The 14,239-nt window shown below is 37.4% G+C and carries 12 protein-coding genes and 1 riboswitch; of the genes, 5 read left to right on the top strand and 7 right to left on the bottom strand.

The genetic code is table 11. The features are described 5' to 3' along the window. The 5 genes from OO013_RS14630 to OO013_RS14610 form a co-directional block, all read right to left on the bottom strand. A complete protein-coding gene (locus OO013_RS14630; RefSeq protein ID WP_266057659.1) occupies window positions 1–1,335 on the bottom strand; it encodes an NAD(P)/FAD-dependent oxidoreductase in 1,335 nt (444 codons plus the stop codon). 478 nt (window positions 1,336–1,813) lie between these two features. Beyond that, a complete protein-coding gene (locus OO013_RS14625) occupies window positions 1,814–3,004 on the bottom strand; it encodes a WG repeat-containing protein (RefSeq protein WP_266057658.1) in 1,191 nt (396 codons plus the stop codon). Window positions 3,005–3,085: 81 nt separating this feature from the next. Next, a complete protein-coding gene (locus OO013_RS14620; RefSeq protein ID WP_266057657.1) occupies window positions 3,086–4,072 on the bottom strand; it encodes an ABC transporter ATP-binding protein in 987 nt (328 codons plus the stop codon). After that, window positions 4,069–5,091: an iron chelate uptake ABC transporter family permease subunit gene (locus tag OO013_RS14615; protein ID WP_266057656.1), complete on the bottom strand. Its 1,023-nt coding sequence runs from the start codon at window positions 5,089–5,091 to the stop codon at window positions 4,069–4,071. The genes OO013_RS14620 and OO013_RS14615 overlap by 4 nt, the downstream gene beginning before the upstream one ends. Beyond that, window positions 5,088–6,218: an ABC transporter substrate-binding protein gene (locus OO013_RS14610; RefSeq protein WP_266057655.1), complete on the bottom strand. Its 1,131-nt coding sequence runs from the start codon at window positions 6,216–6,218 to the stop codon at window positions 5,088–5,090. Before OO013_RS14610 ends, OO013_RS14615 begins: the two co-directional genes overlap by 4 nt. A gap of 77 nt (window positions 6,219–6,295) precedes the next feature. After that, window positions 6,296–6,484: riboswitch (cobalamin riboswitch) on the top strand. Between the two features lie 98 nt (window positions 6,485–6,582). Between OO013_RS14610 and OO013_RS14605 the strand changes: the two genes are divergently transcribed. From OO013_RS14605 to OO013_RS14595, 3 genes are read left to right on the top strand one after another with little or no spacing between them, the layout of a single operon-like run. Further along, window positions 6,583–8,514, top strand: coding sequence for a TonB-dependent receptor plug domain-containing protein (locus OO013_RS14605; protein ID WP_266057654.1), 1,932 nt, complete (start codon window positions 6,583–6,585; stop codon window positions 8,512–8,514). Between the two features lies 1 nt (window position 8,515). Then, entirely contained in the window at window positions 8,516–9,559 is a 1,044-nt protein-coding gene (locus OO013_RS14600; RefSeq protein ID WP_266057653.1) for a YncE family protein, read from the top strand. Beyond that, window positions 9,546–10,241, top strand: a complete 696-nt coding sequence (locus tag OO013_RS14595; RefSeq protein WP_266057652.1) for a Dph6-related ATP pyrophosphatase — start codon at window positions 9,546–9,548, stop codon at window positions 10,239–10,241. The genes OO013_RS14600 and OO013_RS14595 overlap by 14 nt, the downstream gene beginning before the upstream one ends. Before the next feature lie 2 nt (window positions 10,242–10,243). Here the strand turns inward: OO013_RS14595 and OO013_RS14590 are convergent, their stop codons facing one another. Together OO013_RS14590 and meaB are read right to left on the bottom strand one after the other, a co-directional pair. Next, window positions 10,244–10,606 carry a hypothetical protein gene (locus tag OO013_RS14590; RefSeq protein WP_266057651.1) on the bottom strand — a complete coding sequence of 121 codons (363 nt, stop codon included), beginning with the start codon at window positions 10,604–10,606 and terminating at the stop codon, window positions 10,244–10,246. 228 nt (window positions 10,607–10,834) lie between these two features. Continuing rightward, window positions 10,835–11,848, bottom strand: a complete 1,014-nt coding sequence (gene meaB / locus OO013_RS14585) for a methylmalonyl Co-A mutase-associated GTPase MeaB (protein WP_266057650.1) — start codon at window positions 11,846–11,848, stop codon at window positions 10,835–10,837. 55 nt (window positions 11,849–11,903) lie between these two features. On the opposite strand from meaB, the gene OO013_RS14580 reads away from it, so the two are divergent. Next, entirely contained in the window at window positions 11,904–13,166 is a 1,263-nt protein-coding gene (locus tag OO013_RS14580) for a CHASE2 domain-containing protein (RefSeq protein ID WP_266057649.1), read from the top strand. Further along, window positions 13,154–14,065 carry a FecR family protein gene (locus OO013_RS14575; protein ID WP_266057648.1) on the top strand — a complete coding sequence of 304 codons (912 nt, stop codon included), beginning with the start codon at window positions 13,154–13,156 and terminating at the stop codon, window positions 14,063–14,065. The genes OO013_RS14580 and OO013_RS14575 overlap by 13 nt, the downstream gene beginning before the upstream one ends. Window positions 14,066–14,239 lie beyond the last annotated feature (174 nt).

Raw genomic sequence — 14,239 nt, 5'->3', positions numbered from 1 at the left:
TTATGCAAAAATCTTTTTATACCAGGGTTTATGCTGGTTTTTTACTTCAATTTCAGGATAGGAATTTTTGAATTCTGAGATTATCTCATCTTCATAACTTCTAAAAAACTCAGGGTCGAAGGTAGCCTCATTCAGGTCAGACATAACTTCACTGATATGGGCTTTCATTTTAAGTTTCTTATCAAAAAACTCGTGCCTTAACCTGATGCCAAAATTATTTATCCCGATAAACCTGCCTGTATTTTTGTCGAATGCAAGATGAATCGCCACATTGTTTTTGGGATGTTTCCAAAAAAATCTGTTTTCATTTTCTTGTTTTTCAACATCAATTGTTCCATAGGTTTGAAATTCAATGTCAAAAAATTTGGCTGAATTAAACCATGGCCCTGGATTATATCTTACATCTTTTCCAGTAAGGATTTGTGCGAGCGTTTCACCCATAATTCTGCCTGTGTACCAGACTTGCTCTATACTTTTTCGTCCTGCCGGCGGGTTTCTGTGCTGAACGCAATCCCCAATAGAATAAATATCATTAACTGAGGTCTGGAATTTTTCATCGATCAATACTCCTTTATCTGTTTCTATATTTGATTCCTTCAGAAAGTCTATATTAGGAGAGACCCCGGCAGTTATACCTACAAAATCAGCTTCAAATTCTTCGCCTTCTGTAGTTAGCACGCTACTAACTCTTTTGCCATCTTTACTTTTACATTCACTCGCTTGAGCATTAAAATGAAGGTTAATATGATGTTTTCGCATATGGTCTGCGATCATTTCTGCTTCTTCTCTGGGAAGTACATTTCCCCAGAAATGGCCCTCACGAACCAAAAATGTCACTTCAATATCTCTTGTCCTTAACATTTCAGCCATTTCCACACCAATGAGACCACCCCCTATTATTACTGCTTTTTTTATTCCCTCAGTATTTTTTTCCATCTTCTGAAGGTCTTGATAGCTATATAATCCCTGGATGCCATTGTATTTTTCACCTGGCCAACCGAAAAAATTAGGTTTTGAGCCTGTAGCAATAACCAACTTATCATAGTTAATTGCTTCTCCTGATTCAAGTTTAAGTGATTTGTCTTGTGTGTTTACCTTTTTAACATGATCATAGACAAGTTCTATATTATTCTTCGACCAGAAAAAATCTTCGTAGGGCTTTGTATGTTTATACTCCATGTGCCCCATATAGATGTACATCAAAGCAGTTCTGGAGAAAAAATGTTTCGTTTCGGATGAGATAATTATTAATTGTTCCTGATACCCCAGTTTTCTCATGAACCTGGCGAAGGTCACACCTGAGATACCATTACCTATGATCACGATCTTTTCCATCAGTGGTTATTGTTCAATTTCAATATCACTAATTTATATAAAAGTAGTGTTGTTTTTGAACCTTTAATCATTACAATTGTCCCTTTGGGGACAAAAACATAGTATCGACAAGGATATAATTAAATACGAACCTATCTACATTACTTTGATATTAAGGTAACGGAAGAAAATTACCCTCTCCATTCAGTTTTAAGTATTAAAGTAATTCCTTCAATTTCAGGATAGGTCAAAGAATGGCAGAGCCAAAAAATTATAGAGTAGATGCTGGTGAGTTGAGCTAAAGAAAATGATTTATAGCTATTAAATTAGCTTAATTAGCTCGAAAAGGTAAATATAAAACCAAGGATATAATAAACTCGTATATAATAACATAATATAAATACGATTGGGGATTTATATCCTCTATTGAATTTAAATAAATTGGTTGTTGATTAAGAGGCTGTTTTTACACAGCCTCTTTTTTATTTTAATGAAGTAATTATTCAAAATATTCGTTACCATTCGGATCAATAAATCCTCTTACTCCTTTAACTCTTACTTCAATCAGACCATTGTTCATATTACTTAAAGGAGTGCCAATCCGGTCATATTTTATATCGGTTACTTGCTTATTATCAATTGATACAAGACCATATTTGCCATTTTTATAAACTTTGATCAGTCCATTTCCGAAAAACTCACTCATTTTATCATAGTAGAATGGCACAATGGTTTTTCCGTCAGTATTAATAACCCCTGCCTGACCTTTGTCTCCGACAACTGCGTAGCCATTTACAAAAGGACCTCCAAAGTCGTATCTGGGTTTTATTATTTCGTTTCCGCTTTTATCAATAAAGCCAATCTTTCCATCCTGATTGACCATTGCATATCCACCAGAAAATTTCACTACCGGCAGGTCGTATTCAAATTCGGTTATTCTATTTCCTTTTTTGTCGATATACCCCCATCTTTCATTTAGTCTTACTGCAGCGCGGCCTTCTGAAAAATGGTCAACATCTTCATATTTGAACGGGATAACTATCATCCCCTGTCCATTTATAAATCCCCATTTGTCATTGAGTTTTACCGCGCCCATGCCTTCAGTAAACCAGAGTGCATCTTCATAAGCAAAAGGAACGACAACTTTGCCTTTTCTATCAATGTAGCCCCATTTATTTCGCTTTTTCACACATATAATTGGAGCCACTTCAGTAAAAATTCTGGCAAATGGAACACTTTGATATTGTACTTTGATTACTTCCCGGCCACTTTTATTTATAAAACCCCACAGGCCATTTTTAAATACTGGAGCGAGGTCACCATTCCAGCTGGAAATTTTATCGTACTCGCCAAATTTTACAACTTCCTTGCCTTTGGTATTGATCATACCTAGATCATTTCCTTTAAGTACTTTGGCAAGACCATTTTCGAAGTCTTCAATTAGTTTTGAGTATTGAAAAGGGATAACCAGCTCTCCAGTTTCATCAATAAAACCAACCCTTCCATTCATTTCTACAGCAGCTAACCCTTCTGAAAACGGGTTTGCATTGTCATATTTAAAATTGATGATTACTTTCTTAGCTTTGTTGACATATCCCCACTTATCTCCTTTGCGAAATGGGATCAGATTTTGCGCAAAAGATACATTCACACTTATAATTAGTGCCAGAATGAAGTAAAAAGATCTCATATTAGTTAGGTTAAAATCGAAAAAATGTCTTCCAATATAAAAAATGATTTTTTAAAAATAATAATTTCCCCTGTTTAAATATTACATGCTTTTTATGCTTTCCAGAAATTGTGACATCCTGGTAAATTCTTTTTCTCCTAACCTGAAGATCAGTTTTTTGTCACTTTCTGTCACTGAAAGCTTTTCAGGTATGTTTTCTGAGATATTATGTTTATTAAAAGCATGTTCCACCCACTTGACCAAATGTGGCGATCCTTTAATATTATAATTTCTTGAAAATTTATTTTTCCTAATAAATCTTCCCTGGTCTAGATCGAATTCAAACCCTTTTCCGGCAAAAAGATCATTGATTGAGCCATCCATTATCAGTTCTTCGGGAAGTTTATCAACCAACTCACCTTTTTCATTGAGCAGCCAAAACCGGTGACATTTTTGAATAGCCAGGTCCAGGTCGTGGGTTGCAGTGATGACAGTTTTATTTTCTTTTCTTACCAGATCGGAGATCAGTCCGAATATTTCCATTTTGCTTGGCTGATCCAGAAATGAAGTTGGCTCATCTAAAAATAAAATTTTGCTTTCCTGAGCAAGAACACGAGCTATCCAGGCTTTCTGAAGCTGGCCATCACTTAGTTCACTTAATAGTGATTTTCTTTTTTTATAGATTCCGGTTGCTTCCAGGGCATTACTTACCTTTTTAAGGTCTTCTTTAGTCAACCTGCCATGCCATGGTGTGAAAGGATATCTCCCTAACATAACCAGATCTTCGACGGTCATGTTTGCGATCACTTCTCTTCGCGTTAAAACAATACCAGTAAATTGAGCCTTATCTTTATCGTCAAGATGGTCTGAATTTTTGCCGTTAATAGTAATTGTTCCATGAAGTTTCGCCTGCAAGAGACTCAGGGTTTTCAAAAGCGTTGATTTACCACTTCCGTTTTGCCCTACCAGCGCAATATTTTCACCCCATGAAACTTTGGCGGAGAGGTTGGTAGCCACTGGTTCATTTTTAGAATAGCCAATGGAAAGTGAGTCAAACTCAAGAGCGATATCGTTATACTTATCTGTCAATTAAAAGTGCCACTTAATTTTTTTCTCAATAAATAGATGATGACCCATGGTGCTCCAAAAAGAGCAGTGACGGTGTTAATAGGAAGGACAAAATCCATACCCGGCACCTGTGCTATAATGTCACAAAAAAGCAAAATAGCTCCACCAGTAATTGCTGTTCCGGGTATCAACCAAGCTGGATGAAAAGTTTTTAAAAACTGCCGGCTTAAATGAGGTACAGCTAAACCAATAAACCCAATTGGTCCGCAATATGCTGTGATCATACCTGCAAGCACTCCGGAAGTTAATAATATTAAAATTCTTACGGTCTGAACTTTTACTCCCATTGAAAGGGCATACGATTCACCAAGATTCAGTGCATTTAATGGTTTTATTATTATTACTAATACTGTTACGCAGACTAGTAATGCGATTGCAAGGCCTGAAATTTCCCACCAGCTTAATGCACCAAGACTACCCATTGTCCATAATAAATACCGCTGAATATCCTGTGACTGACTAAAATATTGAATCAGGCTGATTACTGCACTGACTGCTGAGGAGATCATTAGTCCGACAATAAGTAAGGTTGTATAATCTTTATTGATCGACTGTATTAAAAGTAATAGTAATAAAACGGCCATTGCACCCAAAATGGCCGCAATACTGACCACGGTTGATTGGTGAATATCAATGCTTCCAAGCGACAATCCAGCATACCATCCGGTCATTATTAATATAGCTACAAATAGCCCTGCACCACTACTTACCCCCAGGACAAATGGTCCTGCTAGCGGATTCCTGAAAAAATTTTGCATTAATAACCCGCTGATCGATAAAGCCATGCCAGCGATAACTGCTGTTATGGCTTTTGGCAGTCTGTATTCTACTATTATATCCGTATATATAGAACTCTTGGCCGAAAACAATGCGTCAATAATCTGTGAAGGGGAAAGTAAAACTGATCCCAGACACAGACTTAATATAAAACCTGCAAAAAGGATTATCACCAGAAAGATCAGTATGGTAGTTTTACTCATTTTAAAGCTTTATAGTAGACCAATTTATGATTGGAGATCATTTCCGGGTGCAATATAAGTACAATATCTTTTAACAAAATATCAGGATTTACAGGGGCGGTTTCAAAATAATCATTTCCACCATTTTTCCTTATTTTTCCAATGTACGTATACACATTCTTATTTTCAACGGCTTTGATGGATTCAAACAACTTATCGTGCTCTTTAAGTTTTTCATAAGTATCGAATGCTGCTGCACCGATCCAGTAATCAGCCTGGTCTGCGCGAGTGAGAACTACCTCTTTAGCAAGAGGGATTCCACCGGTTCCTTCTTTATCACTCCAAATATAATTTCCTCCAGCATCGGATATCAAAGTAGCCATGTATGAATGTCCACCTGGAGCAAACCAGGCATCTTCATAGACCATACCACTTGTTACGCCAGGTTTATTTTTCACGGTACCTAACTTTTCTTTCAAGACAAGGTAGTTATTTTTTATTTCTTCAAAGATCGCTACGGATTTTTCGTATTCACCGGTTAATAACCCGAAAACTTTGATCCATTCGGCTTTTCCCAGTGGATGTGTTTCCTGAAAATCCTGGACAAAAATTACCGGGATGCCCAGCTTTCTGATATTTTCGATACTTGGATCTTCTGCTCCAAACAGATTCAGGATCATTGCATCGGGATTCATTTCAGCAACTTTTTCAACGTTCCATGAAATCTGGTTTCCAAGGTCTGTTACTTTACCTTTTTCGATACGAGCAAGTAATTCCTTATTGTATATAAGTTGTTTTCCGGGGAAGCCTTGAATTACCTCTATTTTATCAAGTGTATTAAGAAAACCTATGAAAGTGGATGAGCCAATTACTATCTTTTCTAATGGTATTTCAAGCTGTTGATAATTGTTGTTTTGCTCAGACTTTTTATCAGTTAGGAGAATTTCATTCAATGGAGTGGAATTATTAACATCGAATAATCTCAGCAGGTATCCGTCTTCAGTTTTGGTTATTGAAAATCCTTCAGCGTAGTCATTCTTTAAAATTTCAGAAGATGATGTGCTTTCTTCTGGATTTTGTTTTTTGCATCCTGAAATAGCAATTATCAGGATCAATATCATAAAAATAAATCTGATGTTAGTTTTCATTAATTAAGTAGTATTAATGCTTATGAAGGTGAATCAATAATATGGATGTAAAACTATGAAATTCATCAATACTTTGTACATTTGCAGTGCATTTTGGTTTCGAAGGGCTATCGTCCGGAGAATTAATAGGGAATTTCGTGTAAATCGAAAGCTGTACCCGCAACTGTAAGCATTACGAAGCTGTTGTCCAATCTGCCACTGTGAAAACACGGGAAGGCGACAACAGAAATGCAAGCCAGGAGACCTGCCAGACTGCTCAATATTCAAGGCTTTCGGGATGAAAAGCGTTGGAAGACTTAGTCTTTTAATTCTTCACGTTATCGTGTTACCAGAAGCTTTGGATCATTAATTAAAAATGATTCAAATGCGAGTAGTAGTTTTTATAGTGATTTTTTTTATTTCTATTCCCTACCTGGGTCTGGGACAAACCGATACTGTTCGTGTATTGGATGAGGTTGAAGTGATTTCTTCTCCCTGGGAGCAGTTTGTTCCATCTCACAAAAAGTATACAGCAGATTCAGTGATTAAGTCACTGGTTCCATATCAAAACCTCGCTTCAAGGCTGAATTATATTGCTCCTGTTAACATCCGATCTTATGGAGTAACCGGATTGACCACAATTTCTCAACGTGGATTTGGGGGGGGCCGAACCAAAATATTATGGCATGGGATCGATTTGCAGAGTCTTTCAAATGGCAGCCTGGATATCGGTCAAATACCTGCTTTTTTCTTTGACAACATGACTTTGTATAGTGGCGGCCAATCCGCAGTAGCAGGATCAGCAGCAATAGGAGGGATTCTAAATCTGGAGCCTCTGGATGCGAAAACCAGGGGAGACAATCAAAGTCAATTATTTCTCAGGGCAGCAAGTTTTGGCAGCCTGACTGCAGGAGGAAAGACTGAACTATCCAAAGGTAAACATAGTGGAGATATAAAGATATTTTACCAAAAATCTGATAATGATTATCCATTTATAAACACCTATAAAAGTGGGGCACCGAAAGAAAGACTCGCTCATGCAAACAGAGAGTCCGGGTCTGTTTCTGCAGATTATTCATTTCAGTTATCTGATAAAATAAAATTGTCATCCTCTTATTGGGGTTTATTTTCAGATAGTCAATTACCACCTCTAGCTTCAAAAACTTCAGGTTCCCAGGAAGAACAAAATGACAGGTATCACCGCGGGGCTGTAAATTTCTCAGTAAAAGACCAGCAATATGATCTTCGCTTTACTTCTGGTGTTGATTTACAAAAGATACTTTATCTCAATAATGCAACTGACCTAGAATCGGAGACTACAAGCTTCAGGTGGCAAAACAATTTGCTGTACACTTATTATCTCGATAACTGGACTTTTAATTTTACCGGAAAAGCAAACAGAGAAGAAGTAACCTTCAATAATGAGGGCTATCCAAGGATAAAAGAACGCCTGACCGGTGAGTTGTCAGGTTTTATCAGATATGAACCTAAGGCCGGAACCATCTTTACAGCAGGAATAAATCAATCGATGGCCGAAGATATCAGTATCCCGACTACCCCTTCACTATCTGTGTCACACCAATTGGGCTCGGTTTTAACCGTGCATGGAGAATTTAGCAGGGTTTTCAGAATACCAACGTTCAATGATCTCTATTGGCAGGGAGCCGGAGCCAAAGGAAATCCGGATCTTAGACCCGAATCTGGTTACAATGGCGGAATTGGGATAAACTTTAAAACATCCCCAGCGAAATATTTTAATTCATCTTTAAGTCTAGACCTGTATAGTACAACCCTGAATGATCAGATTGTATGGGCACCGGATTCTGAAGGCGACTGGACTCCGATGAATTTACAAAAGGTATGGTCACGGGGGATAGAACTGGAATCAGTTTCGAGCATCAGGTATGGAGAGTCTGAATTTTTGCTGAGGTTAAACTACCAAATGACCAGGGCATCGCTGATGAAGGACAACACTATTTCTGATGAATATACCGGGACAGAAAATCAATTGTTTTACACTCCTGAACATATTTTTGGAGCTAACCTCTCAGTGAAATACAGACGATGGTTGCTGGCTATTTTTAATCAGTTCACCGGTGATCAATATACTACCCTCGATAATAATGAGCGCTGGAAACTGGAAGGCTGGTTTTTATCAGATGTTAACCTGGCCTATATTTTTAGTGTAGGGAAAAATAAAATCTCTGTATCAGGAGAAGTAAAAAATATTTTTGATACCGAGTATGAAGTTCGAAGAGAACGGATTATGCCCGGCAGAAACTATGGAATTTCAATAAACCTTTTATTAAACCACTAATATGAAACAATTAAAATTTTTAATTATCGCCTTAGGAATGGCCTTTACTATTGCTTGTGATGATAATGAAAGTCCACAACCTACAGTCTCAGAAAACGGATTTTTAATTCTTAATGAAGGCGCATTTCAAGGAAGTAATGCTTCACTTTCTTATTTTTCAATGTCCGATTCAACCGTAACGAATGATGTTTTCTTTGCTGCAAATAATAGAAGCCTTGGTGATCAGGCTCAGGGAATTACCGGATATGACGGTAACATTTTTTTAACTATTCAGAATTCAGGTAAAATCGAAATAATTAATTCTACTGATTTTAGTGAAATATCAACTGTAGATTCCAGACTGACTTCACCAAGATATACTTACGCTGGTAGTGAAGGAATTTATGTTTCAGATTGGAATGATGGCTATAACGGTTGGTTGAAGAAAGTTGATCCTTCTAATTTTCAAGTTATTGATTCTGTTGAAACGGGATCCGGACCAAGCCTGCCTAATGCTATCAATGGAAAAATATGGGTACCGAATGCAGGAGGTTATTCGACCGATAGTACAGTATCAATTTTTAATACTGACCTTTCATTTGATAAAGAAATATATACAGGAATAAACCCCGCCTTTATCATTGAGGACGCAGCTGGAAAAGTATGGGTTATTTGTAAGGGGAAGTCCTGGCCTGCAGAAGGCGTAAGACCTTCTTCCATCATGAAGTATGATAGAAATGGAAACTTTGAGCAAGAAATTGCGGGTCCGGATGGAGGATATTTTAATTCTGCATCGTACAATTCAACTTCAGGATTAATCTATCTGGGTACATCTGATGGAATTCATGTTTTAGATGTACAGACTGGTCAACTGACTGAGTCTTTAATTGATATCTCAGGAGTTTATGGGATGGAATATATTGAAGCAAATGACTGGATAGCTGTAGCTGTTCCAGTTGGGTTTACTACTGCTGGAGAAATTCATATCTTTAATACAGATGGTTCATTTGTTAAAAAAGAAACTGTTGGAATAGCTCCAAATGGATTTACATATGTCCAAAAATAAAAACTACATAAGTTGGAGCGGTGGTAAAGATGCCGCTCTTGCTTTATATATTGCCCAAAAAGAGGGGATGAATATCGACTTGCTTTTCACCTCTGTTCAGGCTTCAGTTAATCGAGTAAGCATGCATGGAGTAAGGATTGAGTTAATTGAAAAACAGGCTAATTCTATTGGCTTGCCTCTGCATACAGTTAATTTGTCTCCGGAAACCTCCATGGAAAGTTACCGGCAAATTATGCGCGAGGAAACGATTAAATTAAAGGAGAAAGGATATTCAGGTTGTGTTTTTGGAGACATTTTTCTTGAAGATCTAAAGCAATTGAGGGAAGAACAAATGAAGGAAGCCGGATTAACAGCACACTTCCCGATTTTTGAGCGGAACAATACTAAAGACCTTTTACTGGAATGGATCAACCTGGGCTTTAAAGCGATTGTCGTTTGCTGTAGTTTGGAGAAATTAGATAAATCTTTTTTGGGAAGAGAAATAGATTATTCATTTATCCAGGATCTTCCTGAAAATGTTGATCCATGCGGTGAGAATGGTGAATTCCACACCTTTGTTTATGACGGGCCGATTTTTAAGGATCCAATAACTTTTGAGAAGGGTGAAATTGTAGAGAAAACATATCCAGCCTCAAGTCCCGGAGCACACGATACCCATTTTGGATTTATCGATATAAAGTAGGATTAATGTTTGATGTTTTCCTGCTTTTCAACAGGAGCCTTTTGCATTTTTTTATTTGTGTGAGAAAAGAACCCTCGTGGGTAATGTATTACTGACCAATTGGCAATAAATACTGATGTTGCCAATGCCAGACAAATGCCCGTCTGGAAACTCTTTGTAACCAGGGAAAGCGGAATAAATAATACCGCAAAAAAGCCAAGTATATAATACAAAAATAAATTGGCTCTGTTGAATAGTGTCCTGAATTTCTCAACTGTGGACTTCAACCCTGAATGCTTCTCTGAGGTAGCGATATTTTTAGTGTCTAAAAATTGCCTGAACTCAGTTTTTTCTTTTGGCAATAGCCATTCTTCAGAACTATCCATAAAAATATAGTGCCTTTATATAGCTTAAATGTTTACTCAAAGTATAACAGATTAACGAAATAAGCAAGATAATATTGGGCAGGTTATCCACATATCATACATAGGTAGGAACAAAGATTTGGGCATAAAAAAAGCTGTCCGGGGAGGACAGCCATCTTTCAACCAAAACATTAGGATTTATCAACTATGCTAATGTGATAACGCTAAGATAGAAAAAAAGTTTAACATTCAAACACTATTTCTAAGAAAAATGTCAAGTAACTTGTCTTTTCCTGCCGAAGCGTCAATATTTCCCGACAAAACCCCGGATTTTATCGACGAAATTTTTTCCTTTACAGCAGGGTTTTTATAGAAAATGTCAAGAAGCTCCTCGGAGATTAATGTATTAAACCAATATAAGTTTTGATTTTTTCTATTTTCCTCAAAGTGCCCTGATTTTCGATTTTGTGAAACGAATTTTTTTATTATAGAAAGCACTTCATTCATGCCCTTATTTTTAATAGCAGAGGAGGTTGTTACTTGTGGAGTCCAGCCATTGGGTTTTGGAGGAAATAGATGCATTGCATTTTTATAAGTGCGTTTGGCGCGTTCGGCTTGTTTTACATTGTCACCATCGGCTTTCGTAATGGTAACAAGATCTGCCATTTCCATAATTCCTTTTTTAATTCCCTGGAGTTCATCTCCTGCGCCACTGAGCATTAATAATAAAAAGAAATCAACCATTTCTTTGACCATCGTTTCACTTTGGCCAACCCCTACTGTTTCAATTAATATCATATCATAGCCGGCAGCCTCACATAAAAGCATGGTTTCACGGGTTTTATTGGCCACACCTCCCAAAGATGTGCCGGCTGCAGATGGCCTGATGTAGGCATTTGGATTACGGCTCAGGTGTTCCATTCTTGTTTTATCACCCAAAATACTACCTCTCGTAACTCTACTTGATGGGTCAACGGTCAATACTGCGATCTTATATCCTTCCTCTATTAGTTTTAAGCCAAATGACTCTATAAAGGTGCTTTTCCCAACTCCCGGTACCCCGGTTATTCCGATTCTTATCGTATCATCCTTTTTAGGTATTTCTTTTATAATATCTTTAGCCAAATCCCTGTCATCGTCTCTCGTGCTTTCAATCAGGGTGATTGCTTTACTTAGGATAAAGCGGTCTCCGGACAAAATACCGTTGAGATATTCTTCCTTTGTTAGTCGTCTTTTTTTTCTCCTTTTGTTTGCCTGGTCCATGAACAGATATTAAAAATTTTGCTGGAATTTAACTAATTATCCGTATTTTGTCCCCATGAAGCGGAATTCGGATTTTAGAATACGCTCCGGAAGTTTTTTTCGTCATGTTATCGGGGCTACATTTTTTATTTTTGCTTTTATTTTTATCGCCGGGAAGTTTTTGAATTCATTAGATTTTCTTGATCCTGTCGGAGAAGCACTGGCTGATTTTGATTTTACTGATATTGCTTTTATCGAATTCAGGGAAGAACCTACCGATGATGAACGGATTACATTAGTAAATATCGGGCAACTCAACCGGGCAGGAATAGCAAGGCAACTGGAAATAATAAATAAATACGACCCTAAGGTTGTGGGTGTTGATATTGAATTTGACGGAGCTAAAGATTCCATTAGCGACCTGATGTTGAAATTCGGATTGGCAGAAACTGAAAACCTGGTATTAATTTCCAGGTTGGAATATGACAGTAGTTCCGGGATATTTAATGTAGTTACGCCACCTGAATCTTTTCTGGAGCACGGCACTCTTTCATATGCAAACCTGATCTCTCCCGCCGGTAGTCAGGAGCAATTAAAAACATGCCGGTCGTTTTCTCCTGCAGAACCGACAACCAGGGATTCGATGATGGCGTTTAGTGTAGCGCTGGCAAAAATGTATTCACCGGAAAAAACCAATTCTTTTCTCGAAAGAGGCAATCCATATGAATTAATCAATTTCAGGAGAAATATTTTTGATCCGTATGGATACAGTGTTTTTCACGGAAGATACTTATCTGTGGATCCATTCCAAATACTGGAAGAAAATTTTGAACCGGAGATTATTAAAGATCGAATAGTTATTCTTGGATACCTCGGGGAGAACATTCTGGACCCAAGCTGGGAAGATAAATATATCACCCCACTAAATGTTAATTATGCCGGACGGACCAATCCGGATATGTTCGGAGCCGTTATCCATGCGAATATTATAAGCATGATCCTTGACGAGGATTATATCAATGAAATGGGACAAACTCAGTCAATTGTTTGGGCTATTTTACTGTGTTTATTAAACGTGGCATGCTTTATGATAGTATATTATCGTCTGCCTGACTGGTATGACGGGATTACGAAGCTGATACAGTTGGTTGAGGTGATTTTTTTGTTTTTCGTAATTATTTACGTTTTTGCGGTTTACAGCTATAAAATGCATTTGGAGTTAGCTATCATCGCGATTGCTTTATCCGGAGATATGCTGGAGATATATAATGGAGTAATAAAGAATATAAGTATAAAGATTAAAAGAAAGATCAAACCAAAACTATCATGGTCAGAATAATAATTTTTTTATTAACTGTTGGACTAACATTTAGTATGTCTGCACAAAGTACCAGCTTCAGAGTACTGGCTGTTAGCGGTGCTAACCAATATTCAGAGGGAGGGGCAGCCTGGAAACCTTTAAAGGTTGGGGTAAAGCTTTCTGGTAATTCTAAGATCAAGACTGCGGATGGTTCATATGTCGGATTAATACATCAAACCGGGAAGACATTCGAGATCAAAAAGGCTGGAGTTTACGACCTTAAAAAGATCAACGATAAAGCGGTTGCTTCTGCAGGGAGTACCGAATTAAGTGATAAATACGCAGAGTTTGTTGTGAATAAGCTATCAGAATCAGACAATGAAGATATTAATAAGAATAAGGAAAGGTATATGAACGTCACCGGGGCAGTAAAGCGTGCCGATGATCAGATTCTTGTTTTGATGCCTGAATTAAGTGAGGCGTATGGTCCTGAAGTAAATTTTACCTGGACGAGCATGCCTGATCTGAATAATTCAAGTTATCTGGTTGAAGTGAAAAATATCTATGATGAAGTGCTTAAAAAAGAAGCTGTTCAGGATACCAGTTTCACCTTAAGTTTTGATGAAGCTCCTTTTAATGAGTCTAAGATGCTTCTTATCAATGTAAGTGTTGATGGAAGACCAATGGTAACTTCGAACAAGGTCGGAATCAAAAAGCTTGAAGAAGATAGGAGAAGTGAAATCGAACCTGAATTGAAAAAGCTGAAGGAATCATTAAGTGAAGATAATGCACTTGACATGTTAATATTGGGAACATTCTTTGAGGAGCACGGGTTGAGAGTAGATGCTCTGAGTGCGTATCATAAGGCAGTGGAATTGGCTCCGGATGTGGAGGTATTCAGAAATACATATTTAATGTATGCTGCGAGTGCAGAGTAAGTATACAAAGATTGAAAACTAGAATTACAGAGTGAAAAACAATTGATAAAGAAATCCCCGGGTTATTCCGGGGATTTTTTGTTTTTTTGGATGTTAGTTATTCGTAACGGGAACAGTTATCTACCGATCTATGATCCAGCATTAAAGTTATTAATTTTATAGTTTTGCTTAATG

Source organism: Mangrovivirga halotolerans (assembly GCF_026241165.1).
GTDB classification, from domain to species: domain Bacteria; phylum Bacteroidota; class Bacteroidia; order Cytophagales; family Cyclobacteriaceae; genus Mangrovivirga; species Mangrovivirga halotolerans.
This window is presented reverse-complemented; position numbering and strand designations above follow the sequence as displayed.

Coding starts and splice junctions, on each gene's coding strand:
- OO013_RS14630 (WP_266057659.1), bottom strand. CDS start 1,335: ATGGAAAAGATCGTGATCATAGGTAATGGTATCTCAGGTGTGACCTTC.
- OO013_RS14625 (WP_266057658.1), bottom strand. CDS start 3,004: ATGAGATCTTTTTACTTCATTCTGGCACTAATTATAAGTGTGAATGTA.
- OO013_RS14600 (WP_266057653.1), top strand. CDS start 8,516: ATGAAACAATTAAAATTTTTAATTATCGCCTTAGGAATGGCCTTTACT.
- OO013_RS14615 (WP_266057656.1), bottom strand. CDS start 5,091: ATGAGTAAAACTACCATACTGATCTTTCTGGTGATAATCCTTTTTGCA.
- OO013_RS14605 (WP_266057654.1), top strand. CDS start 6,583: ATGCGAGTAGTAGTTTTTATAGTGATTTTTTTTATTTCTATTCCCTAC.
- OO013_RS14580 (WP_266057649.1), top strand. CDS start 11,904: ATGAAGCGGAATTCGGATTTTAGAATACGCTCCGGAAGTTTTTTTCGT.
- OO013_RS14575 (WP_266057648.1), top strand. CDS start 13,154: ATGGTCAGAATAATAATTTTTTTATTAACTGTTGGACTAACATTTAGT.
- OO013_RS14595 (WP_266057652.1), top strand. CDS start 9,546: ATGTCCAAAAATAAAAACTACATAAGTTGGAGCGGTGGTAAAGATGCC.
- meaB (WP_266057650.1), bottom strand. CDS start 11,848: ATGGACCAGGCAAACAAAAGGAGAAAAAAAAGACGACTAACAAAGGAA.
- OO013_RS14610 (WP_266057655.1), bottom strand. CDS start 6,218: ATGAAAACTAACATCAGATTTATTTTTATGATATTGATCCTGATAATT.
- OO013_RS14590 (WP_266057651.1), bottom strand. CDS start 10,606: ATGGATAGTTCTGAAGAATGGCTATTGCCAAAAGAAAAAACTGAGTTC.